The organism is Gammaproteobacteria bacterium (assembly GCA_013003425.1).
Classification (GTDB): Bacteria; Pseudomonadota; Gammaproteobacteria; order Steroidobacterales; family JABDKV01; genus JABDJB01.
Window position 1 is genome coordinate 18,697 of the sequence record JABDJB010000067.1, and the last position, 21,262, is coordinate 39,958.

The following is a 21,262-nucleotide window of genomic DNA, read 5'->3' on the forward strand; positions in this document are numbered from 1 at the left end:
GCACGCAGCCATGCAAGAGGAAGCTGAATGACCGCCATGGAACTTGCAGACCTTGCCGTTCGCCTGGTGCTGGTGGCGATGATTGCCTGGCTGGCCTACCGTTCGTTTGAGCGCCGCTCGATCCAGCTTGGTGACGAGCCAACCCTGCCGCAGTACTTCGTGCGTCGCGCCGTCTATCGCAGCGGGCTCGCGGCCTACATAGTCATTGTGGCGCTGGTCTATTTTCTGACGGTCACCTTCTGGCTGCCGACGCTGCCGCTGGTCGAGGCCAGCGCGGCACTTGGACGCGGCTCGTTTGCCGCCTGGCTGGTGAACCTCGACGAAAGCCATGTGCTGCCGGTCATAGCTACCGGCGTTTTTGTAACCTTGCTGCTGTGGGAAAGCCGGGTCAATCCGCTGCCGGCCGTGCGCGACGCAATTTACGATGTATCGGCTATTCCACGGCGAGCGGTAGAGGTATACGAGGTGCTGCGTCGCTCGCGACTGGCAGCAATCACCGGAGGCGAACGCGAAAAAATAATGTCGCGGCTGCTCATCCCGACGCTGGATCTTGGCGATTTTGACAAGGCCGGTGCGTCTGTCGAGTATCGCTGGGCGCGTAACTGCGTGTTGTTCGACAAGATACGTTCCTATGCCGACCAGGCGTCATATGCTCGCCTGTTTGCCGAGCCGTCGTTGAAGTGGGGCGATATCTGTATCTCATTCAACCGTATGTCCGAGCGAGTGGCGGTGTGGAAGCGCGGGCCGACTCACTACACAAAGACGATCAGCCTGTTGCAGGATCTGGACGAACTGAACCGCTGGTTGTGCCGGTTGCTTGCCGGTCTGGTGATATTCGGGGCCGGCAGCGAAAAAGACCTGTGGACCACGGTTGCCCGGCTGGGCGGTGCGCCGCACCAGGCAGTGCTGAAGCACTCGTGGAAGTACATTATGACCTTCGCCACCGCCCTGGCTGTAGGGGTAATGGCCGGGCGCGAGTTGTCGGTGTTTATCTACGCCGGGCTGGTCGATCCGGCGGCAGAGTTGCGTCATTTCAGTATCGAGACCTCACGCTGGATCATCTACTCCGCCAGCATCTACCTGTTGCCCATCGTGCTGGTTTTCGCAGCCCGCATAACCTCGTACAGAATTCGGCCCGATGTCGATGAACGGTTTTACGGTTTTTATGCGCTCATGGCAGTAATGGGTTTCCTGGTCAGCACGTCTTCGTCAGCACTTATTCTCGGTCTCAGCTCCGATGCCGAAAATTTTGTGTTTAGCGACAGCTTTGCCGCGTCGATGCGATGGGGAATTCTGCCAGCCATGTTGTGCAGTTTTATTGCTTACCAGATGGACAGCTTTATTGCCGACGATGAGCCAAAAACCGAAATGATCTGGCGCGCCGCGGCTCGCTTTGTAATCTGGGCGCTGATCGGCATGGTGATAATGTTGTATGCGACAGATGATTTGCGCCTGATCGATTCGGAGTTGCGTTTTACGGTTGTGATGACAACGCTGGTGCTGGTTGGCAGTCTTGCTGCCGTGGCGCGATTCAAGACGGTGCAGTCGTATATCGAGGAATGGGAAGAGCCGCACAGCGAGGAAGAGCTGGCCGCACGGGTTACAAAATTTCCCGCCGGAAACCAGCGCTGAATCAGCTGACGGGAACAGCCACGCGCTGATTTCGCACCCACAGCAGCGCCAGCAGCATCAGGAACAATGGCGCTGTCACCAGCAACAGCAGCGTGGTCCAGCCCAGGTAGTGAATTACCGTGCCGGCCATCAGTGAACCGGTTGCCGACATGGTGAAGATCGAGAAATCGTTGATCGCCTGCGATTTGAAGCGTTCATTGGTGCGATAGGTACGGGTCAGCAGCGTCGTGCCGCCGATATAGAGAAAGTTCCAGCCGACGCCGAGCAGCACCAGCGCCAGCCAGTAGTGCAGCACCTGGTGGCCGCGCAATCCCACAACTACAGTCGCAAGCATGATTACAGCCCCAATGGCCATCATGCGCCGCGTCCCCAGTCTCTCAATCAGGAAACCTGATACCAGCGACGGTGCGTACATGGCGATGACATGACTGCGAATGACGCCGGCGGTGTGCTCAACCGAATGGCCATCGATTACATGCATGCTTACCGGCGTGGCAGTCATGATGAAATTCATCACGCTGTAACCGACCAGTCCGCCCATCAGCGCAACGATATACAGCGGTTGGCTGATGACCTGGCGCAACGACCGCGGCGGTAGCAGCTGTTGCGGTCCACTGTCGTGTGGTTGCACATCACGAAGGAACAGGAGCAGGCTGGCCGAAGCCAGCAGCAAGGCCGTGACGGCGGCGGTACAACCGGCATAGCGACCGGCCGCAATCCAGTCCTGACCGTGCGTTGCGATCGCCGGCCCGACAATGGCACCGCCAATGGAGCCGAGCAACACCAGGGAAATGGCCCGGCCAACCCGCTGTGCCGGAACACTTTCCGCAGCGGCAAAGCGATACTGCTGGACAAAACCCAGGTTAACGCCCAGCAGCAGGGTTGCCGCGCAAAACAGGGCGAAACTGCTCTCGATCAGTGCCAGAGTGCCCAGCGCAGCGCCTGCTGCACCAAGCAGGGCGGCCAGCGTGAACCCACGCCGGCGACCGATTGCTTTCATCAGCATCGCAGCCGGTATCGCTGTGAGCGCGATACCGACAATCATCAGCGACACGGGAAGTGTTGCCAGTGCCGGTGTGGTTGAAAGCTCGGAGCCGATTATCCCGCCGAGGGTAACCGTCACGGTGGTAGAACTTACCGCGATTAGCTGACAGGAAAACAGTATCCACAGGTTGCGGTTCAGAATCATTAAGCGTGCCGCTTATTCCGAGTCGAGCGCGGCAAGAATGGCGTTGGGTCGATAGCCCTTGATGACCGTATCGCCGACAACGATAACCGGTACGCCATAAGCACTCATGGTCATCATCTGCTGCGCAGCATCGGACGATTGTTCTACATCATATTCCGTAAACGGGATGTTGTGTTTGTTCAGTAATGTGCGGGTTTTGGCGCAATAGCCACACCATCGTGTTGCATACAGGGTTACCGGTCCGGCGACGGCCGGGTCGTAGTCGACGCTGGCAAAACGCAGCGCCAGCAGGTCGGGCAGCTGCATTGCAAGCAGCATCAGGGCGACGACTATCAGGGCCTGCTTCATCAGTTGGTTTGGTTGCTGCAGGAAGCAGAAGTTTCGTGCAGACCGCGACCGGTAACCAGGTACGTGGCAAAACTGCCCAGCCAGTGGCTGCCTTCGTAATGCGCTGACGATACTGCCGGCAGTGCCGCCAGACGATGCTGCGCGGCGGCGGTGAGCAGGGCAGCGCAACGCTTGTCGGTACCGGCCAGCCCGCTGGCTATGCCCTCCAGCATCCATGCCCTGCTGAGGTTGAGACCATCCAGATGTGCAAGCTTGCCGTCGCTGCGGTCGCTTACTTTGGCAACCGGCAGCCAGTTGCTGACAAATGAACCAGGGATTTGCGGCAGGAAATTTTCCAGCCAGGCGGAAAAATGCGCTGCGTCCATCACCCGGCGCATCAGGTCCGCCTCGGCCAGGCAGGGTGACAGGAAATCCTGCCCGGACGGCTCGTACTGCAACGGGCAGCGCCGGTCAGCGCCGTACAGTTCGACAATGCGCGCCTGCAGCAGGTTTTCCAGCGCCGTATTTCCTGCAGTGCGCGCCCAGTCGATCGCCAGCCCGAATGCGAAGGCCGTCTGCGAGTGTTCACCGGTGCGGATCGGGTAGTCGAGTTTCGGCACCCAGTCGCTGAACCGGGCAGCGGCTGCCTGCTCCAGCGGCATGAGCAGTTCGGCCCAGCGTTGTGCCCGCGGGTCGTTCCATTCGCGCAGCTCGGCGCCGAGCTGCAGCAGCCAGGCCAGGCCGTATGGACGCTCGAACGAGGCCCTGCCACGACCATTCAGGTAGCTCAGTTCTGCCGCAACGGCTTCGGCGTTAAAGCTCTGCGCCAGCGCAGCCATGGCCTCGTCAGCGAATGCGGCGTCGGGAAACTGCCGGGCGAGGCGTGCCAGCAGCCAGTGACCGTGTACTGCTGAGTGCCAGTCGAAGCAGCCATAGAAAATCGGCGTCAGTTCGCGCGGGGGCGCAACGTCGTCATCGCTTTGCATGACGTGCGCAATCTTGTTGGGGTATTCAAGGTGAACGCAATCAAGCGCCAGACCCGCAAAGCGACCGGCCTCGGAGGCGTCGAGCGCATGCGCGCTCGTGCTTGCCAGCAGCATCAGCAGTAGCAGTCTCATCCTGATCGCAGAGATTCAGCAGCCCGTGAGGGTGCAGTTGCCAAAAGCGTAAAGGCTCAGTCGCGCCATGACAAAGCCGAGCGTGCCGCCAGCCAGTACGTCAGTAGGGTAATGAAGGCCCAGTATCATGCGCGAGAAGGCGACCAGCACGGCGAATGGCAGTAGCAGCCAGACCGACTCCGGGAAGTACGGAAACATCATCGTGGTGAAACAGACGGCGTGAAGTGTATGTCCGGAGGGGAAACTGTATTGATCCAGGATGGGTGCGGCCGCATGTATGTCGGTGCGCCGGTTGAACGGTCGGTGCCGCACCAGGCGTTCCTTGAGGTACTTGTACAGCGCCACGTTGACCAGCGCCGTCAGGCCTACATGCAGGCTGATCACGGCACCCTGGTGTCCGAACAGCAACGGTAGCGCGAGGATCAGGCCATACCAGAACCAGCCGTCACCCAGCAGGCTGACCAGGCGAAAAAACCGGGCGGCGGTGACGTAGTGAGTCAGCCGGTTGACCTGCGCCAGCAACGCCAGTTCGATCGCGTCGATGCGACGCAGCGTTCTCGATGAATCGGACCAGGCCATGCATACCCCCAAAGACCTCCCTGATAGTGCCTTATTAAGACTTCAAGATGAAGAACGCGTTCCCTCGCAAAGGCCTGCGCCGGCCACGCCCGGCGCCATATAATCTCCTTTTAAATCATACACCTGAAGCAGGCAGCCAGGACGGTTTTGCAGCCCGGGCTGCTGCGGGCAGAATCGCCCCATGAGCTTTATCCAGGATGCCCCGCGGCTGGGCAATCAGTTTACCGGCGATCCATTGCTGCAGCGCTGGCTGCGCTGGCGCCTGCCCGACCACGCTTTTGGCGAAATCGTTGAGGGGTTGCATGCGCTTGGCGGCAGGGTAGTTGGTGATATCGCGCAGTATGCCGCCGACGCCGAGGCAAACCCACCACAGTTACGGCATTTCGATGCCTGGGGAAACCGCGCCGACACCATTGTGATGGCAGACGGCTGGCAAAAACTGCACGCGGCCGCTGCAACCGAGGGAATTATTGCAACGGCCTACGAGCAGAGCCAGGGCGAATATTCACGCGCCCATCAGTTTGCCCGCCTGTACCTGTTTCATCCGTCCTCGGCATTGTATTCGTGCCCGCTGGCAATGACTGACGGGGCTGCCAGCGTTTTGCTGCAACTTGGCAGCAGGCAGCTGGCACAACGCGTAGTGCGTCGCCTGACCAGCCGGGTCCCGGAAGAATTCTGGACTTCGGGCCAGTGGATGACCGAGACGGCTGGCGGGTCGGATGTCAGCAATACCGGCACCGTAGCGCACCCTGATGGTGACGGTTACCGGCTGGCCGGTCACAAGTGGTTCAGTTCCGCAGCAACCTCCGAGATTGCGCTGACGCTGGCGCAGCTTGACGGTAGGCTGAGCCTGTTCTACCTGGAGACTCGCAACAAGGATGGTTCGCTCAATGGCATAACAATCGAGCGCCTGAAGGACAAGCTTGGCACGCGGGCAATGCCGACTGCCGAACTTGCGCTGCAAGGCACGCGCGCCCGGTTACTGGGTGAGCCTGGTCATGGCGTGCGCAATATAGCTGGCATGCTCAATATCACGCGTCTATATAATTCGGTCTGTGCGGTAGCCAGCATGCGTCGCGGGCTTGCCCTGGCACGTGACTATGCTCACCGGCGTACGGCTTTTGGTCGACCATTGATCGGGCACGTACTTCATCGCGAGACCCTTGCCAACCTGGAGGCGCATTACCAGTCGGCATTTCACCTGGTGTTCCATCTCGGCTTGCTGCTTGGTAAAGCAGAGGCGGGTGTGGCCAGCGATGCCGAGCAGCTGCTGCTGCGGCTGATGACACCGGTAACAAAGCTTTATACCGCCCGGCTGGCCGTGGCATCAGCCAGTGAAGTGCTGGAGTGCTTTGGCGGCGCGGGCTACATCGAAGATACCGGGCTGCCAAAGTTGCTGCGTGATGCACAGGTGTTGCCGATCTGGGAAGGCACGACAAACGTGCTCAGCCTGGACGCAAGCCGTGTGTTGCAGCGACAGCCGGCCGCGATGGAGGCTTTTGTCAGTGACGTTTACGGTCGTCTTGCCGGCGATGACAGGGAACTGGCGCCGGCGCGTCGCCATATCAATGACGGTATGGGTCGCCTGCGTGTATTACCCGCAGACAGCGAAGCTGACGCTCGCGAACTGGCGTTCGGCCTGGCCCGGGTATATGCCGCTTCGTTGATGTACGAATGCGTCGCGGCCCACCCGGCCTGGCAGGTATCTCGAGCGGCGCTTGAATGGACTGTTCAGCGCACGCTTGTTGGACCCTGGGCCCAGCCTGGCACCCTCGCTGCTGCCGATATTCTGGCCCGCCAGCGATAGACAGTGCGTGACAGGCCCCGGTGCCTTTGACAAAGTTTTACCTTTTGCAGCATGCATCTGCTGCACAGGTGGCAACACCTGCCGTTAAAGGGATAGCAGCGGTCACTGCATAACGCAGGATGCGCCTTTCTGCTAAAGATCAAGCCCGACCGGCCGATACCCTTTTGTGACGCCTTGCGCCCCGAGCCCACAAGGATTGACTCACGGATGATGGCAGGTCTGAAAATTCCGGTACACGAGCTGCGCGAAGGCATGTACGTTGCCCGGCTGGACCGCCCGTGGCTGGACACCCCGTTTCTGTTCCAGGGGTTTACCATTCGCAGCCAGCAGGAAATAGACGAACTGTGCCGCTATTGCGCCTGGGTCATGGTCGACCGCGAGCGCTCCGAGGTAGAGTTGGAAGCAGCATCAACCGAAAGCGGTCACCCGGGCCAACGACCGTCGTTGTCAAAACGGGTCGGCGGCCTGCTGCGACGCCTGCGCGGCGGTGGCCGCCAGGCAAATCCGATCCAGCCGCTTACGTCGCTTGCCGGCCTGCCGCGCACTTCTTACAAAGATCAGGAAACCACCATTTCCGACGAGATCCCGCGCGCCAACGAGTCCGTGATGCGTGCCCAGGAGATGGTGCGCCAGGCAACCCAGCAGTTGAAAGTCAGCGAGACTATCGAATTTTCCCTGGTTAGCCAGGCGGTCGACCCGATCATCGACAGCGTGCTGCGCAACAAGGATGCGATGATCTGGCTGCAGAGCATGCGTGGCAAAGACGAGTATGTCTTTTCCCGTTCTGTGGCGTGCAGCGTTTGGAGCGTGATTTTCGGCCGTCACCTCGGCCTCGACCGGGACACGCTCACACACCTTGCAACCGGTGCGCTGTTGCTTGACCTGGGCAAGGTAAAGGTTCCGGATGAGTTGCTGATGCGAGACGGGCCGCTTGGCGATGAAGAAATGGAGATGGTGCGGCAGCATGTCGAGTATGGCGTGAAGATGCTGGCTCGCAGCGGTGACTTTGATGACTGTGTCATCGAAATGGTGCGTACCCACCACGAGCGGTTCAACGGTACCGGTTATCCGGAAGGGCTGAAGGGAACCGAGATCCCGCCACTGGGAAAGATCGCCGGCATCCTCGATACCTTCGTCGCGATGACCAGCCAGCGCCCGCATGCTGATGCGATGGCGAGCTACGACGTCATGCGTCACCTGCACCAGCTGGCGGATGTCGAGTTCCAGGCTGAACTGGTGGAGCAGTTCGTGCAGGCAATCGGCATGTTTCCCACTGGTTCGCTGGTCGAGCTGAGCACCGGCGAAGTTGCGATCGTTACCGAACAGAACCGGATTCGACGCCTGCGGCCAAGAGTTATGGTTGTACTAGGCGCGGAAAAAGTGATGTTACGCGAGTTTCGAAAAGTCGACCTGCGCGAGCAGATAACCAGCGACAGTGGCGAAGCCTCCTTGTGGATCACGCGTGGCCTGCCGCCCGGTTCGTACGGCATCGACCCCGGAGAATTTTTCCTGTGATCGATGCCATACCGACAACCAGCAAGACCGGTTTCACCGCCTACATGGAGGTGCTGGAGCACTACCTTGAGGAATCCCGCGCCAAGGGCGAGCACCTTGCACTGCTGCTGGTTGAACTCGATAACCTGCGCCAGGTAAACACCACCATGGGTTACGAATCCGGCCGACAGATGTTGTCGCTGGCCGCCGAGCGGCTGCAGAGTGTCTGTCGCACCCGCGACCGTGTAATCCAGTACTCCGACCAGGGATTTGCGCTGTTGCTGGCCGGCGTGCGTAACGAAGGTCACGCGGAACTGGCGGCGAACAAGGTCTGGCGCATGTTCGAGAACCATGTCGAAATCGTGGGCCGCCGGGTGGTAATAGAGATTTCAATGGGTATAGCGATGTACCCCGGCCACGGTAACAGTGCGCAAAAGCTGATGCAGGCCGCCGAAGCAGCGCAATCAGCCGCGACTGCCACCTCGCACTGGTGCCTGTTCACACCGGCTGTTACGGCCGAGGCGACCGGTATGGTGGGCATAGCAGCAGAGCTCGATCGTGCCCTGGCCGAGGGCGAGCTCGAGATGCATTACCAGCCCAAGCTGTGCCTGGAGACCGGCAAGCCATCCGGGGTTGAGGCCCTGATGCGCTGGTTTCATCCGGAACGCGGGCCGATACGACCCGACATCTTTATCGGCATGGCCGAACGCATTGGCAAGATCGAGGACCTTACCTGGTTTGCGCTCAATACCGGCCTGCGTCAGAAGCGCGAATGGCCTCGGGCAGAAGCACCATTCAACGTCTCGATAAACGTTACCCCGCAAATCGTGCAGAAATTTGAATTTGCCCAACTGGTGCTCAACGCGCTGCAGGTGTGGGACGTGCGCCCGAACGAACTGACGATCGAGGTGACTGAAACTGCGTTGATGACAAATCCCGAGGAAAGCTTCCGCACTTTGACCGCCCTCAAAGATGCTGGCGTGCGGATATCCATTGACGATTTTGGTACTGGCTACAGTTCGCTGGCGTACTTCAAAAATATACCGGCCACCGAGCTTAAGATCGATCGCAGTTTCGTTTTCAAGATGCTGGAGAATCCCGGCGACCGGCGCATCGTGCAGACCGTTATCGACCTGGCGCATAATTTCGGGCTGAAGGTCGTCGCCGAGGGCATTGAAAATGAAGATACGCATGCGGCGCTGGTGACGATGGGTTGTGACGGTGCCCAGGGCTATCACTACGCGAAGCCGCTCAGTCATGCTGACCTGTGTCGCTGGTTGGGACACCAGGCCACGCAGCGCCAGCCAGCCGATCTCGCCGAGGCCTGATCCCGCGCGCAGCGGCGCTCGTGGGAGGGCATCTTGCCGCGACTGTTGCGAGTGTGGCCATCAGCGCGACTCTTGTCCGGCTTAATCTCGCGCGGCGTTGTGCCTCGCTGCAGCAGTTTCACGCTAGAATGATCCGATGAAACAGCGCGAGGAACGTTTCCGGGATTTTCAGTCGTTTTACCCGTTCTACTTGTCGGAGCATGCCAACCGCACGTCCCGCCGACTGCATTTTTTTGGTACCGGGCTGGTGATTGCGACCGCGATCGTCGCCGTGGTGCTGCAGCAGTGGTGGTTGCTGTGGCTGCTGCCGCTGTTCGGTTACGGTTTCGCCTGGACCGGGCATTTCTTCTTCGAAAAAAACCGTCCGGCAACTTTCAGGTATCCGCTGTTCAGCCTGGCGGCTGATTTTGTGATGTTTCGCGACATCCTGACCGGCAGGATCCGCTTCTAACTGCGTCGGTCCAGCCGGACTATGCTCTGTTCGCACCAATGCAGCGATGCGGCAAGACGCTCGAGCCCAAGCTGTAGCGTGAGCTGGGGAAAAAAATCCTCGTCGGGGAGTTCGTCGGGATATCGCGGGTCATTCTCGCGCCAGTGACGCTCGACGTCGCGTAGCTCGCCCAGCTGTTCGGCAATGCGATCACGCAGCTCGACCAGAAATTCGCGCTGGTCGGAGCGATCGTCAAGCTCGTGCAGGAAATAGACCTGTGCAAGATAGCTGATGCGATCACGACGAAACTCGGGTCCCTGCGCCAGCCACTGGCGCACCTGCTTTGAGCCAGGTTTTCGGCGCCGGTAGACTTTTCGCTCGGGTCCCTGCGGCGATGGCTCAACGGAAACCTCCAGCAGGCCGTCGCGTTCGAGTCGCTGCAGCGTGGGATAGATCTGCGCAAGTTCCGCAGCCCAGAAATGCCGCAGGCTCTGGTTGAACTGGCGCTTCAGGTCATAACCGCTGGCCGGCCTGGCCAGCATGCCAAGCAGAATGTCACGCAACGCCATTCAGGCGAGCTCGCCAAACTTGCGCCGGTAATGGCGGGTCCACAGGATCGTCCCGGGGATGCCGATGGCAGCGGGTGCAATCCAGGGGATGACTCCGATCCATCCGTCCAGCCCGATATCGAACAGGCGTGTAGAACCGAAGACCGCAAAAGCAGTGTGAAACGCGATGCCGCCGCCAATCATTGAACCCAGGTGTTCATACATCCAGGCACGTGGCGTCTGTGGCGGCTTGCTGATGTAACGCAGGATGCCGATGCCGGTCAGCATGCCGATCGGACTCAGAGCGTACAGGATGATTTTGTTAGTCGGCGATACGAGCACGGCGTAGGCAACAACAACTGCCGAGGCGGCGATGGCCGAGCGTGCCAGCCACGTCGACAACGGCGTGCCGAGCTCACGCGGGTCCTGTTTGTGTTGCAGGACCAGGACCCCATGACGAACGACGACAAAAGTCACCAGTGCCAGGTAGCCCAGGAATAACAGGAAGCCAAACGCTTCCGGCCGTGTGGCCAGGGTATGCCCTTCCGCCAGGTACCAGCCCGCCCGCAGGAGCACGGCCAGGCCGGCAGTGGCAAAAACGGTATAGGCGCAGGCCTTGTAGACTTTGCCAAACAAGCGGTGTGCGGGTCCGCCCTTGCGGCTGAAAATGGGCACCCAGAAAGCGACCAGGCCAACGCCGCCTAATACTACGTGTATTATCAACAGGATACGCATGATCATCGGCATGGGATCGTTCTTGAGAATCAGTATATAAAAACTTATATAGCAAGTGCCGGTAAAAATCAATGGGCAGGATGTGTCCTGCGTCGCGACCGGCACTGCCGTGCTGGGCTAGGATTGGCGCCGGGTATAGCAGGGGGAACGCGATGGATCACGACCCGTGGCTGATAAACGAAGTGCGGCGCATCACCGCTGACCTGGCCGGTCTGCAGACCAGCCTCGACCTGGTGCCGCGCAAGTTCCGGTTAGGCTATACCGACAGCGATGCGACAGTCGTTGTTGGTGATGGCGAATGGCGCACGCTGCTCAGCCGGGTAACCGACGCGCGCGAGGAAATTGTCGCCCAGCTCAACGATTTCATTGAAAACGAGTATGACCGCCAGCTGCACTGGTCAGCGCTGCGCATGTTGACCGCATCAGGTGTGCTGTCGACAGAGCTTGCGACTTTTCAGGGCAAGCTGACCTTTATTGACGCACGACCCGGCGAACGCTCCAATGATGTCGGGCGATTGATCGACTGGTTCGATGGCCAGTTGCTGCCGGTGAGCAATCGGCTGTCCACCCGGTTGCTGCAGTTTATTTCGCGTGTGATGGATCCCGAGTCATGGACCGTCAGTGGTCCTCTTACCGGTGGTGAAGGTCCATTGCAGCTGACGATGAGTTTCCAGCCAGCCACCGAGACACGCGCGCGCGAACAGCGCAAGAAAGAGCAGCGGCTGCAACGAATTCGTATCGACTAAATCACGTCGCGCTGTGCGAGCTGCGCGCAAATCTTGACGATTTCGATCAGGCCGGCGAAGCGTTTGTCGGCAGTGTGGCCGGCTGCATAGCGGGCATAGATCTGCTGCAGGATCACGGCCAGCTTGTAGCAGCCGTAGCGATAATAAAACAGCGCATCATCGACTGACCGGCCCGAAGCATCGGAGTAAGCTGAGACAACTTCCGCGCGGCTGAAGTTTCCCGGCAGCCAGGTCAGGCCGAACTGGCGCAGCGGTGCAGGGTCATCGGGCTGCGCCCAATAGGCCAGCGAGGAGCCCAGGTCCATCAGCGGGTCACCGATGGTCGTCATTTCCCAGTCGAGCACCCCAATAATTTTCGTCAGGTCAGCCGGATCCAGAACCAGGTTGTCGTATTTGTAGTCGTTGTGTATCAGCGATGCGCCCGACTCGGTGGGTTGGTTATCGCTGAGCCAGCGGCCGGTTGCGTCCATGTCGGGAATTACTTCGGTTGCCGCCTTTTCGTAGCGGGCAATCCAGCCGCTGACCTGGCGTACGATATATCCAGCCGGCTTGCCAAGATCACCCAGGCTGGCCTGTTGCGGGTCGATGGCGTGCAGCTCAGCCAGGCTGGTAACGAACGATTGTGACAGCCCGCGCATGACCTCCGGGTCAGGTGCGACGCCTGCGGGAGGTTTACCACCACGCAGGATGACTCCGCACAGCCGCTCCATGAGGTAGAACGGCGCGCCGATCACTGTCGCGTCCTCGCAATAGTGCAACGGGGCAGGGGCGCGGTCGAAATGACCCTGCAGACCGCTGATTACGCGAAATTCGCGGCTCATGTCATGCCCACCGGCGATATTGGCACCGTGCGGCGCCCGGCGCAGCACCAGCTCACGCTGCCCGATCCGCAGCAGGTAGGTGAGATTGGAATAACCCCCGGGAAATTGCTCTATTGTCACATCCGCGCCGATATCGGGTACAACCTCGCGCAGGTATTCACCCAAGGCGACAGTGTCCAGCTCCTCGCCGCGACGCACCGCGGCCGGCTGGTCGATCGGGTTCACGCGTAATCGCCCAGGGCTGCGCGGGCAACGACCGACTTGTGTACCTCGTCCGGGCCGTCGTAGATACGGGCGGCACGCTCGTGCCGGTACCAGAATGCGAGCAGGCTGTCGTCACAGAGGCCGGCTGCACCGTGCACCTGTATCGCCCGGTCCAGAACATTCTGCAGGACCGCGGCAACATGAAACTTTATTTGTGAGATCTGACGTCGTGCCGCCCGCGCCCCTTCGGCATCGATGCGTCGTGCCGCATCCAGCGTAAGCAACCGGGCGGCATCGATCTCTGCACGACATTCTGCAATCCAGTTCTGTACTGTCTGTCGGCTGGACAGCATCTTGCCGGGAGACAATTCACGGCTGGCCGCCCGCCGGCACATCAGTTCGAAGGCGCGCTCGCAGATTCCGATCCACCGCATGCAGTGATGTATGCGTCCCGGTCCGAGCCGTTCCTGTGCGAGGCGGAAGCCTGCGCCCTGTGCGCCGATACGGTTGGCCCGCGGCACACGGCAGTCTGTAAAGCGCAGCTCGGAGTGGGAAAACGGTCCGGCACCTTTTTCGCCCATGATGGCAATGCGACGTACGTGTTCGTAACCGGGCGTACCATCCGGCACGATCAGGAGACTGGCGCGCTCGTGGGGTTTTTCTGCAGCTACGTCGGTGATTGCCATCACGATAGTGAACGCCGACTGGTGTGCACCCGTGGTAAACCACTTGTGGCCATTGATGATGTAATCGTCGCCATCGCGGCTGGCGGTGGTTGCCATGTGCACCGGGTTAGACCCGGCAAATTCCGGTTCGGTCATGGCGAAGCTGCCGCGTGTCTCGCCACGCATCAGCGGCCCGAGATACTCCTGATGCTGCCGGGCATCACCATGGGACGCCAGCAGTTCCATGTTCCCGGCATCAGGCGCCTGGCATTGCATGGCATAATGACCGAGCGGGCTGGCGCCAAGTGCCGCACTGATTGGCGCGAAGTGACGCAGCGCCAGGCCCATGCCGCCGTGCTCTACCGGCATGAATGGTGCCCATAACCCCTGCGACTGGGCGCTGCGACGCACCGTGTGCAGTTGCTCCGCTACCGCACTGTAGCCGCCGGCAAGAAACGCTGGTTCAAGCGGGATTACTTCTTTGTCAACAAACTCGGCGACCTCGCGAAGAATCGAGGCAGCCGTCATCGTCTCGGAATGTGCGGGCATCAACTTCCCCCGTTTAATGCACTCGCGGACGACCAGTGTGCCAGATTCGCAGCAGTGCCGCGATCAGCGTGTTGCCGTAGTACCATATCCATTCTTTTTTTACAGGAAGCGGCCATGACAGAGCGAGTCAGGATCGAAATCGCCGACGGGATTGCAGATGTTCGTCTCGAGCGGGCTGACAAGCACAACGCAATTGATCGCGAGATGTTTGATGCGATCGAAGCGGCAATCGCTGCTGTTGCTGCGGACAGCAGTATTCGTGTCGTCGTGCTCAGTGGCAGCGGCAGCAGCTTTTGTGCAGGCCTGGACGTGCAGAGTTTCGCCGCCGGGCCGGAGGCCATTACCGAGCTGCTGGAGCGCGGCGCTGATGGCCTCAACCTGGTGCAGCGCGTATGCGTCGGCTGGCAGCGACTGCCGGTTCCGGTCATTGCGGCGCTGCATGGAAAAACATATGGCGGCGGCCTGCAGATCGCGCTGGGCGCCGATATCCGGGTGCTGGCACCGGACACTGAGTTATCGGTCATGGAGATTCGCTGGGGCATTATCCCGGACATGGGAATCACCCAGACACTGCGCAACCTGGTGTCATTGGATGTTGCCAAGGAGCTTACCTTTACCGGCCGCACCATCGATGCCGGCGAAGCAGTTCGAGTTGGTCTTGGCGCAGGGATTGCAGAAGACCCGCACGCGGCGGCGCTGGAGCTGGCACGCGAAATTTGCGGTCGTTCACCTGAGGCCGTGCGGGCGGCGAAGCGTCTTTTCAACGAGGCGTGGCATGCCGATCCGCAGTCAGGGCTCGAGCTCGAAGAAGCATTGCAGCGTGAGCTGTTGTTCAGCCCGAACCAGATCGAGGCGGTTCAGGCAAACTTCGAGAAACGCCCGCCGGTGTGGAAGGACAACGGCTAGAGCTGCGCCAGCGCCACGCGCACGACCATAATCCACAGCGCAACGGCGGCCGCGGCGTAGCTGATGAAACGCAGCACAACCCGGTTGATAGTGCAGTGTATTGCGCTGTGAATCACGCGGAATGCCAGGAACACCCAGGCGCTTGCCAGGTGTACGGGGTCAACCTGCCCGGTGACAAAAAGGTACAGGCACAGCGCATAAAACAGTATCGGCAGCTCGAGCAGGTTCTGCAGGTTGTCGGCTGGCTTGTGTATCGGCGCAGGTCCCGCTGCTGCAACCTGCGCCCGGGTAGCGAAGTCTTGTGGATCGACCCGGTTGACGTAAAAGAAGTGCAGCCGGCGTACGTACATGTACATCCAGACTATGAAACTGAGCAACAGCATACCGACAAACGGCAAAAAAATATCATTCTGCTGCATTGCATTCCTCCTGGCGGTGTAGCTGTCGACGGCGCAGAAGGCAAGCGTAGTGGTCTCGATCGCTGCTAGAGCGCCCGCACCTTGTAGTTGCCGCGCCGTTCGTCGTAGTCCAGTTCGATCAACTTGTTTTTCGCCGCATCCTCCAGCAGGTCATTGAAGGTGCGATAGCCGTAGTAGGTCTCGTTGAAGCCGGGGTGCACGCGTCGCAGGGTCTGCTTGATCTGCGAGCCCCACACCGGGTCGTAATCGCCCTCCAGGCCCTGCACGGTTTCTGCCACCAGCTCGACGGCATCTGTTTTCTTGTCCTTGGTAGAGGTTTTTTTCTTATTGCTTGCGCGCTTTTTCTTCCGCGCATGCCGCTCCAGATCATCGTAGTAGATAAATTCGTCACAATTGGCGATCAGCAGATCGGAAGTCGATTTTTTTACGCCACAGCCAATTACCCGTTTGTAGTTCTCCTTGAGCTTGGAAACCAGCGGCGAAAAATCGCTGTCACCGGAAATCAGGGCAAACGTGTCGATATGATCCTTTGAATAGCACAGGTCGAGCGCATCGACGACCATGCGTATGTCAGCGCTGTTTTTACCGCTCAGCTTGCTACGGGGAATATCCATCAGCTCGATGCCGAGTACGTGCATTTCCCGTTCGGCGCCACGGTAGTGACTCCAGTCACAGTACGCGCGCTTGTAGACGACGCGCCCCTTTTCCAGCAGGCGTTTCATGATCAGGTCGATCTGGAATTTTGCCTTCATATCACGCACACCGAGCGCGAGATTCTCGTAATCGATGAATACGGCGATCAACGCTTCGTCGGACATGGATAGGTTCTCCTGCGGGCCCAATCAGGCGGAGTGGGTGAGTTTGCGAAATTCCTGGATGGCGACTGACAGCGTGGCGAAGTCGAGGTTGCCCCCGACTTTCATGTCGACCAGCATGGATTGGGTGCGCTGGATGCGGCTGACGTGCTGCTCCAGCCAGCTACTGACTGACTCACCCGCCGTTTTTTGCGGGTACTCAGCAATAATTTCAGCTGTCAGCGTGCGGACCAGCTCGTAGAGGTTTTCGCGCAGCGTGTGACGCGCCATGGCCTGCCAGCGGCCATCCACTTTCAGGTGTTCGATCTGTTCGCGCAGCCAGTCGAGCTTGAGACCTGCGGCCAGGCGAAAATAAATTGTTGCAACGTGGCCTGCTTCGGTATCTGCTGCTTTGGCAACATCGATAATGTCCAGTGCAGAATAAAGCGACGTCAGCCCGGCCATGCGATTGGCCAGCCGGTGTGGCATGCCAATGTCCGTGTAAGCCTGGTAGGACTCTTTGAAGCCACGCAGGTCGGGGTTGACCAGCAGCGACGACAGGTTGTCGCCGATTGCGGTCACTCCGGGATGGTAGCGGGCAACAGAATCGGCGATGTGCAGGCCTTGCGGCCGGCGATTGAGCAGCCAGAGAGTGACCCGACGCAGCAGTCTGCTGGTCTGGTTCATCATTGCATACTGCGCCGTGGCGGGAATCTCGTTGTCGAGCGCTTCGATATCGGCCCATACCAGGCGCATGTCGAAACACTCGCGGGCAATGGCATACGCGCGCGACAGCGTGCCCGCATCAACACCGGCTTCCTCCATGGTGCGATTCGTAAACGCCGGCCCCATGCGATTGATGATGCTGTTGGTGATCTGGGTAGTGATTATTTCTTTCGCCAGGCGGTGGTCACCGGTCAGGGCTTCATACTGCTCGCGCATCAGCGACGGGAAGTAACGTGACAGCTCCTCGCGCAGGTGCGGGTCGGTGGCAATGTCGGATTTGCTCAATTGCCCGTTAAAGCTGATTTTTGAGTACGACAATATCGTTGACAGCTCCGGGCGCGTGAAACCGAGCCCGGACTTGAGGCGGTCGCGGATGCTTTCCTCGTCGGGCAGGAATTCGATCTCGCGATTGAGTTCGTCGCGCTCCTCCAGTCGCCGCAACAGGTGTGCATATTCATTAAGCCGTTCGACAGCTGTGGATTCGATGACGCTGATAGCCTGAGTCTGCAGGTAGTTATTGCGCAGCACCAGCCGTTCAACCTCGTCGGTCATTTGAACCAGCATTTCGTTACGCCGCGTCCGGTTGAGGCCGCTGTGCTGCATGGCAAGATTGAGCAGAATCTTGATATTGACTTCGTGGTCGGAGCAGTCGACGCCGGCGGAGTTATCAATAAAGTCGGTATTGAGGCGGCCACCGGTCAGCGCGTATTCGATGCGTCCCAGCTGGGTCAGGCCGAGGTTGCCGCCTTCGCCAACGACTTTCGCACGCAGCTCGTTGCCGTTTACCCGCACTGCATCGTTGGCCCGGTCGCCGACGTCGTTGTTGGTTTCGTGGCTTGCCTTGACGTATGTGCCGATACCGCCGTTCCACAGCAGGTCTACCGGGGCGCGCAGGATGGCTGCGATCAGTTCCTGGGGCGTTAGCCGCTGATCGCTGATTGCCAGCATCTCCTGTACCTGCGGACTCAGCTCTATCGACTTCTCCTGTCGCGAATAAACGCCGCCACCGGCCGAAATGAGACTGGTGTCGTAGTCGGTCCAGCCCGATCGCGGCAATTCGAACAGCCTCTGGCGTTCGGCATAGCTGGCTGACGGATCCGGATCCGGGTCGAGAAAAATATGCAGGTGATTGAAAGCCGCCTGCAGCCGGATGCAGGGTGACAGCAGCATGCCATTACCAAAGACATCGCCCGACATGTCGCCGATACCGGCAACCGTGAACGGCTGGACCTGGGTATCGTGGCCGAATTCGCGAAAATGCCGCTTGACCGCTTCCCACGCGCCCTTCGCAGTGATGCCCATGCCCTTGTGGTCATAGCCTACCGAACCACCGGAGGCAAAAGCGTCGCCCATCCAGAAATCGTATTCGTGCGCCAGCTCATTGGCGATATCGGAGAAAGTTGCCGTGCCTTTGTCAGCAGCCACTACCAGGTACGGATCGTCTTCGTCTAGCCGGATTACCTGCTCCGGCGCCACGATGTCGCCGCCAACAAAATTGTCGGTGATGTCGAGCAGTCCACGCAGGAAGTCGCGGTAGGCAGCAACGACTTTCTGGCGGACCTCGTCCGGGGCACCGGTCGGAGCTGGTTTCAGTACGAAGCCGCCCTTGGCCCCGGTCGGTACTATCAGCGTGTTCTTGACGGTCTGTGCCTTCATCAGCCCGAGGACTTCAGTGCGGAAATCCTCGCGCCGGTCTGACCAGCGAAGTCCGCCGCGGGCGATCTTGCCAGCACGCAAATGGACACCTTCGACCCAGGGCGCGTAAACAAATATTTCGTAGCGCGGCCGTGGCAGCGGCAATTCAGGAATCCTGTTCGATTCGAGTTTCAGGGAAATATAAGCCTTGGGCTGTCCGTCGGCGTCGACCTGGTAATAGTTGGTGCGCAATGTTGCGCGGATGACGCTGAGATAGGCGCGCAGAATGCGATCGCCGTCCTGCGTTTTAACCTGTTCAAGCATGTTGTCCAGCGCCTGCGCAGCATTGAGGGCGCGTCGCTGGCGGGTGCGCGCGCCGCAGTGCGGATCGAAGCGGCCCTCAAATGCCCGTACCAGCTGCGTGGCAATGGCCGAATGGCGGCAAAGTATTTCCTCGATATAGCTCTGGCTGAAGGGTATGCCGGTCTGCAGCAGGTACTTGCAGATCGTGCGTAACAGCGTCGTCTGCCGGCAGGTCAGGCGCTCCAGCAAAACCAGGCGATTGAAACTGTCGTTTTCTGCCAGCCCGCGCCAGACCTGTGAAAACGTATCCTGGAATACCGCGTTCACTTTCTTCGGCTCCAGCGGAATGGATTCGAAGAATTCCATGGTGAAATCCTGCATCCAGATATCGCCATCACCGAAATCGATCTGGTGTGGCCGCTCACTGATTACCCGCAGGCCCATGTTTTCCAGCATCGGCAGCGCGTCGGACAGCGGGATCGGGTTGTTGCGACAAAACAGCTTAAGTTCGAGAGAGTTGTCCGCTTCGTTTTTTGGCCGGTACAGGCTGATCTGCAGCGCGTCGTCGGGCTCGTCCAGATCCAGCATCGACTGTATATCGTACGAAGCGGCGCGCGGCGAAATCGCTTCCTGGTACGACACCGGAAAACTTTCTTCTGCGCGATGAAACAACCTCAGTCCCTGCTCATCGCCAAAGCGCGTCACCATTACGTCACGCAGCCGGTCGCGCCAGGTGCGCACGACATCCGCTATGCGCCGCTCGATTGTGCGCACCTCAGCTGCGGGCTTGCTGTCGGGCGGTGTCCGGACGATAACGTGAAGGCGTGCCAGGTTGGACTCCGACATGAATACCGATGATTCCACTGATACGCCGCCAAAGCCGTTTTGCAGCAGGTCCTGGATGCGCTCCCGCACCATCGTGTTGTATTTGTCACGTGGCACGAAGACGAGGCAGGACACAAATCGCTGGAACGCATCGCGTCGTACAAAAAGCTTGACCCGCTGACGCTCCTGCAGACCGAGTATGCCCCTGCTGATACGCGCCAGATCATCGATGCTGGCCTGGAACAGCTCGTCGCGCGGGAAGTTTTCCAGGATGTGCATCAGCGCTTTGCCAGCGTGGCTCCGTTGCGATAACCGCGAGCGCTCCGCAACCTGTTCGATCTTGTGGCGCAGTATTGGGATATCACGCGGGCTGCGGCTGTAGGCGCCGGAGGTAAACAAGCCAAGGAAGCGCTTTTCGCCATCGACCTGCCCATCGCTGTCAAAGGTCTTGATGCCGACATAGTCCAGGTAGGTGGGGCGGTGAACCGTCGAAAGCGAGTTGGCCTTGGTAATTACAAGCAGGTCTGGCGAGCTGGCCATGCGCTGTATCGCGCGTCGCAGGCCGCGATTGGGCTGGCGCTCGATGGTGGGCCGGTCGGCGCGCAGTATGCCCAGACCACTGCCGGGAATTGAGCGCAGCACATCATCGCCATCATCACGCTGCAACTTGTATTCGCGGTAGCCAAGGAAAGTGAAATTGTTGGCAACCATCCAGTCCATCATCGCCAGGCTTTCTTCGACGACCGGTTGTTTCAGAGGAATGGCCTGATGCTGAACTTCTTCACGAATCTGCAGCATTTTGCTGCGCATTGCCTGCCAGTCGCCGGTAGCGGCACGAACGTCATGCATTGACTCGCGGATCATGTTCATCAATGCATCGAGTATGCCGCTGTCAGTTTCGCGATCTACCTCCATCTGAACAAACGATTCGGTTTTGCCCTGTTCGATGCTGGTCAGCTCACCTTTTGCATCGCGTGTCAGTTGCAATACCGGGTGAATGGTCAGGTGCATTGTCAGTTTCTGCCGCGCGAGGACCAGCGCCACAGAATCGACAATGAAAGGCATGTCATCGTTGACGATTTGTATGATCGTGTTGCGCGATTGCCAGCCGTCTTTTTCGATGTTGGGATTAAAAACGCGCACCAGCGTCGCGCCAGGTTTTCGCTGCCGGGCAAAAGTCAGGTGTGACAGTGCCATGCCGGCGAGGTCGGCCGGCTTGCGGTCGCGCAGGTCTTCTCCGGACACATCGGAGTAGTAGCTGCGCAGGAATGCGGCGATGTCTACGCCATATCGTTCTTGCGGGAATATTGCTGATGCCGCGATGACCTTGTCGATCTGTCGATCAGTGGCATCGGTAATTCGACGCATAAAACCGGTCGGCCTGGGTTTCTTGCGCGCATCCGCTGGAGTGCTGCTCATCCGGCTGCCTTAAATACTGTTGATCTCCACCGGCGCAGTATAGCGAAAGCAGCTGTGGGCCAC

17 protein-coding genes and 1 pseudogene are annotated in these 21,262 nt (G+C 59.5%); 7 read left to right on the forward strand and 11 right to left on the reverse strand.

Annotated features, from left to right (window positions below):
* Window positions 1–27 precede the first annotated feature (27 nt).
* A pseudogene (locus tag HKN06_09675) lies at window positions 28–1,539 on the forward strand (hypothetical protein).
* Between the two features lie 94 nt (window positions 1,540–1,633).
* Here the strand turns inward: HKN06_09675 and HKN06_09680 are convergent.
* From HKN06_09680 to HKN06_09695, 4 genes are read right to left on the reverse strand one after another with little or no spacing between them, the layout of a single operon-like run.
* Entirely contained in the window at window positions 1,634–2,821 is a 1,188-nt protein-coding gene (locus tag HKN06_09680; GenBank protein NNF61581.1) for an MFS transporter, read from the reverse strand.
* A 12-nt stretch (window positions 2,822–2,833) separates the two neighbouring features.
* Complete coding sequence (locus tag HKN06_09685; protein NNF61582.1) at window positions 2,834–3,169, reverse strand: glutaredoxin family protein; 336 nt, start codon at window positions 3,167–3,169, stop codon at window positions 2,834–2,836.
* Window positions 3,169–4,266 carry a DUF2891 domain-containing protein gene (locus HKN06_09690; protein ID NNF61583.1) on the reverse strand — a complete coding sequence of 366 codons (1,098 nt, stop codon included), beginning with the start codon at window positions 4,264–4,266 and terminating at the stop codon, window positions 3,169–3,171. The genes HKN06_09685 and HKN06_09690 overlap by 1 nt, the downstream gene beginning before the upstream one ends.
* Window positions 4,267–4,281: 15 nt before the next feature.
* Complete coding sequence (locus tag HKN06_09695) at window positions 4,282–4,845, reverse strand: phosphatase PAP2 family protein (protein NNF61584.1); 564 nt, start codon at window positions 4,843–4,845, stop codon at window positions 4,282–4,284.
* A 181-nt stretch (window positions 4,846–5,026) separates the two neighbouring features.
* Here HKN06_09695 and HKN06_09700 point away from each other — a divergent pair, with 181 nt between their 5' ends.
* The 4 genes from HKN06_09700 (at window position 5,027) to HKN06_09715 (ending at window position 9,925) form a co-directional block, all read left to right on the forward strand.
* On the forward strand, window positions 5,027–6,652 hold the full coding sequence (locus tag HKN06_09700) for an acyl-CoA dehydrogenase (GenBank protein ID NNF61585.1): 1,626 nt from the start codon (window positions 5,027–5,029) through the stop codon (window positions 6,650–6,652).
* A 207-nt stretch (window positions 6,653–6,859) separates the two neighbouring features.
* Window positions 6,860–8,167, forward strand: coding sequence for an HD-GYP domain-containing protein (locus tag HKN06_09705; GenBank protein ID NNF61586.1), 1,308 nt, complete (start codon window positions 6,860–6,862; stop codon window positions 8,165–8,167).
* The gene (locus HKN06_09710; protein NNF61587.1) at window positions 8,164–9,474 is read left to right on the forward strand and encodes a bifunctional diguanylate cyclase/phosphodiesterase; all 1,311 of its coding nucleotides are present in this window, start codon (window positions 8,164–8,166) and stop codon (window positions 9,472–9,474) included. The genes HKN06_09705 and HKN06_09710 overlap by 4 nt, the downstream gene beginning before the upstream one ends.
* Window positions 9,475–9,610: 136 nt before the next feature.
* The gene (locus tag HKN06_09715) at window positions 9,611–9,925 is read left to right on the forward strand and encodes a DUF962 domain-containing protein (protein ID NNF61588.1); all 315 of its coding nucleotides are present in this window, start codon (window positions 9,611–9,613) and stop codon (window positions 9,923–9,925) included.
* Here HKN06_09715 and HKN06_09720 read toward each other — a convergent pair.
* Both HKN06_09720 and HKN06_09725 read right to left on the reverse strand, forming a co-directional pair.
* Window positions 9,922–10,473: a PadR family transcriptional regulator gene (locus HKN06_09720; GenBank protein ID NNF61589.1), complete on the reverse strand. Its 552-nt coding sequence runs from the start codon at window positions 10,471–10,473 to the stop codon at window positions 9,922–9,924. The two genes, HKN06_09715 and HKN06_09720, sit on opposite strands and share 4 nt — an antisense overlap.
* The gene (locus HKN06_09725; protein ID NNF61590.1) at window positions 10,474–11,199 is read right to left on the reverse strand and encodes a hypothetical protein; all 726 of its coding nucleotides are present in this window, start codon (window positions 11,197–11,199) and stop codon (window positions 10,474–10,476) included.
* 140 nt (window positions 11,200–11,339) lie between these two features.
* Here HKN06_09725 and HKN06_09730 point away from each other — a divergent pair, with 140 nt between their 5' ends.
* On the forward strand, window positions 11,340–11,933 hold the full coding sequence (locus tag HKN06_09730; GenBank protein ID NNF61591.1) for a hypothetical protein: 594 nt from the start codon (window positions 11,340–11,342) through the stop codon (window positions 11,931–11,933).
* On the opposite strand, the gene HKN06_09735 is transcribed toward HKN06_09730, so the two are convergent.
* Both HKN06_09735 and HKN06_09740 read right to left on the reverse strand, forming a co-directional pair.
* Window positions 11,930–12,979, reverse strand: coding sequence for a phosphotransferase family protein (locus HKN06_09735; GenBank protein NNF61592.1), 1,050 nt, complete (start codon window positions 12,977–12,979; stop codon window positions 11,930–11,932). The genes HKN06_09730 and HKN06_09735 overlap by 4 nt on opposite strands.
* A complete protein-coding gene (locus tag HKN06_09740; protein NNF61593.1) occupies window positions 12,976–14,151 on the reverse strand; it encodes an acyl-CoA dehydrogenase in 1,176 nt (391 codons plus the stop codon). Before HKN06_09740 ends, HKN06_09735 begins: the two co-directional genes overlap by 4 nt.
* A 135-nt stretch (window positions 14,152–14,286) precedes the next feature.
* On the opposite strand from HKN06_09740, the gene HKN06_09745 reads away from it, so the two are divergent.
* Complete coding sequence (locus tag HKN06_09745; protein NNF61594.1) at window positions 14,287–15,078, forward strand: crotonase/enoyl-CoA hydratase family protein; 792 nt, start codon at window positions 14,287–14,289, stop codon at window positions 15,076–15,078.
* On the opposite strand, the gene HKN06_09750 is transcribed toward HKN06_09745, so the two are convergent.
* The 3 genes from HKN06_09750 to HKN06_09760 form a co-directional block, all read right to left on the reverse strand.
* A complete protein-coding gene (locus HKN06_09750) occupies window positions 15,075–15,497 on the reverse strand; it encodes a hypothetical protein (GenBank protein ID NNF61595.1) in 423 nt (140 codons plus the stop codon). The genes HKN06_09745 and HKN06_09750 overlap by 4 nt on opposite strands.
* Window positions 15,498–15,562: 65 nt before the next feature.
* Entirely contained in the window at window positions 15,563–16,315 is a 753-nt protein-coding gene (locus HKN06_09755) for an NYN domain-containing protein (protein NNF61596.1), read from the reverse strand.
* Between the two features lie 24 nt (window positions 16,316–16,339).
* Window positions 16,340–21,199 (reverse strand): NAD-glutamate dehydrogenase, encoded by a 4,860-nt coding sequence (locus HKN06_09760; GenBank protein ID NNF61597.1) that lies wholly within the window; start codon window positions 21,197–21,199, stop codon window positions 16,340–16,342.
* Window positions 21,200–21,262 lie beyond the last annotated feature (63 nt).

Excerpts from the sequence above, each read along its gene's own strand:
- HKN06_09680 (NNF61581.1), bottom strand. The coding sequence starts at position 2,821 with ATGATTCTGAACCGCAACCTGTGGATACTGTTTTCCTGTCAGCTAATC.
- HKN06_09685 (NNF61582.1), bottom strand. The coding sequence starts at position 3,169 with ATGAAGCAGGCCCTGATAGTCGTCGCCCTGATGCTGCTTGCAATGCAG.
- HKN06_09690 (NNF61583.1), bottom strand. The coding sequence starts at position 4,266 with ATGAGACTGCTACTGCTGATGCTGCTGGCAAGCACGAGCGCGCATGCG.
- HKN06_09695 (NNF61584.1), bottom strand. The coding sequence starts at position 4,845 with ATGGCCTGGTCCGATTCATCGAGAACGCTGCGTCGCATCGACGCGATC.
- HKN06_09700 (NNF61585.1), top strand. The coding sequence starts at position 5,027 with ATGAGCTTTATCCAGGATGCCCCGCGGCTGGGCAATCAGTTTACCGGC.
- HKN06_09705 (NNF61586.1), top strand. The coding sequence starts at position 6,860 with ATGATGGCAGGTCTGAAAATTCCGGTACACGAGCTGCGCGAAGGCATG.
- HKN06_09715 (NNF61588.1), top strand. The coding sequence starts at position 9,611 with ATGAAACAGCGCGAGGAACGTTTCCGGGATTTTCAGTCGTTTTACCCG.
- HKN06_09720 (NNF61589.1), bottom strand. The coding sequence starts at position 10,473 with ATGGCGTTGCGTGACATTCTGCTTGGCATGCTGGCCAGGCCGGCCAGC.
- HKN06_09725 (NNF61590.1), bottom strand. The coding sequence starts at position 11,199 with ATGCCGATGATCATGCGTATCCTGTTGATAATACACGTAGTATTAGGC.
- HKN06_09730 (NNF61591.1), top strand. The coding sequence starts at position 11,340 with ATGGATCACGACCCGTGGCTGATAAACGAAGTGCGGCGCATCACCGCT.
- HKN06_09740 (NNF61593.1), bottom strand. The coding sequence starts at position 14,151 with ATGACGGCTGCCTCGATTCTTCGCGAGGTCGCCGAGTTTGTTGACAAA.
- HKN06_09745 (NNF61594.1), top strand. The coding sequence starts at position 14,287 with ATGACAGAGCGAGTCAGGATCGAAATCGCCGACGGGATTGCAGATGTT.
- HKN06_09750 (NNF61595.1), bottom strand. The coding sequence starts at position 15,497 with ATGCAGCAGAATGATATTTTTTTGCCGTTTGTCGGTATGCTGTTGCTC.
- HKN06_09755 (NNF61596.1), bottom strand. The coding sequence starts at position 16,315 with ATGTCCGACGAAGCGTTGATCGCCGTATTCATCGATTACGAGAATCTC.
- HKN06_09760 (NNF61597.1), bottom strand. The coding sequence starts at position 21,199 with ATGAGCAGCACTCCAGCGGATGCGCGCAAGAAACCCAGGCCGACCGGT.